The following is a 1,357-nucleotide window of genomic DNA, read 5'->3' as shown; positions in this document are numbered from 1 at the left end:
GGTCCCCCTTCTCCCGAAGTTACGGGGGCATTTTGCCGAGTTCCTTAACCACAGTTCACCCGCTCGCCTGAGTATTTTCTACCTGACCACCTGTGTCGGTTATGGGTACGGGCCGTATACGCACATCGCTAGAGGCTTTTCTCGGCAGTCCAGGATCACCAACATCACCCAAGCAAGGGCTACGCATCACGCCTCACACAAAAAACACCAGGATTTACCGTGGTGTCGTGCCACACGCTTGCACCGCAATCCAATCAGCGGCTCGGCTACCTCACTGCGTCACCCCATCACTGACCTACAACGGATCAGGCCCCACGCATCACCACCAACCAACCACTTCGAAAAGTGGCAACGGTCGGCGGGTCAGGGTGGTTAGTCTCACCGCTTCGATACTGGGCGCGCACATACGGGTACGGGAATATCAACCCGTTAACCATCGACTACGCCTGTCGGCCTCGCCTTAGGACCCGACTCACCCTGGGAAGACGAACTTGACCCAGGAACCCTTAGTCATCCGGCGGGCAAGATTCTCACTTGCCATTCGTTACTCATGCCTGCATTCTCACTCGCATGCAGTCCACCGCTCCTTCCAGTACGGCTTCACCCCACACACGACGCTCCCCTACCCAAACAAAAATGTTTGCCGCGGCTTCGGCGGTGTGCTTGAGCCCCACTACATTGTCGGCGCGGAACCACTCGACCAGTGAGCTATTACGCACTCTTTCAAGGATGGCTGCTTCTAAGCCAACCTCCTGGCTGTCTTCGCGATCCCACATCCTTTTCCACTTAGCACACCCTTAGGGGCCTTAACCGGCGATCTGGGCTGTTTCCCTCTCGACTATGAAGCTTATCCCCCACAGTCTCACTGCAATGCACCACTTGAAACCGGTATTCGGAGTTTGGCTGACGTCGCTAAGATGATAGTCCCGCTCAACCAACCAGTAGCTCTACCTCCGGCAAGCTCACATCACGCTGCACCTAAATGCATTTCGGGGAGAACCAGCTATCACGGAGTTTGATTGGCCTTTCACCCCTACCCACAGCTCATCCCCTCAGTTTTCAACCTAAGTGGGTTCGCGCCTCCACAACCTCTTACAGCTGCTTCACACTGGCCATGGGTAGATCACCCCGCTTCGGGTCCAGGACATGCCACTTAAACACCCTATTCGGATTCGCTTTCGCTACGACTACCCCACAATCGGGTTAACCTCGCGACATGCCGCTGACTCGCAGGCTCATTCTTCAAAAGGCACGCCATCACACACAAACAGGTGCTCTGACGGATTGTAAGCGCATGGTTTCAGGAACTCTTTCACTCCCCTCCCGGGGTACTTTTCACCATTCCCTCACGGTACTT

The 1,357-nt window shown here is 55.5% G+C and carries 1 rRNA gene; it reads right to left on the bottom strand.

Going from position 1 to position 1,357, the window contains the following annotated elements:
* Positions 1-1,357: ribosomal RNA gene (locus tag O5O53_RS11525) — 23S ribosomal RNA — on the bottom strand; the annotation flags it as partial.

Source organism: Corynebacterium faecium, assembly GCF_027257105.1.
GTDB lineage: Bacteria > Actinomycetota > Actinomycetes > Mycobacteriales > Mycobacteriaceae > Corynebacterium > Corynebacterium lehmanniae.
The sequence above is the reverse complement of the archived record's forward strand: the minus strand, read 5'-3'. Positions and strand labels throughout refer to the sequence as shown.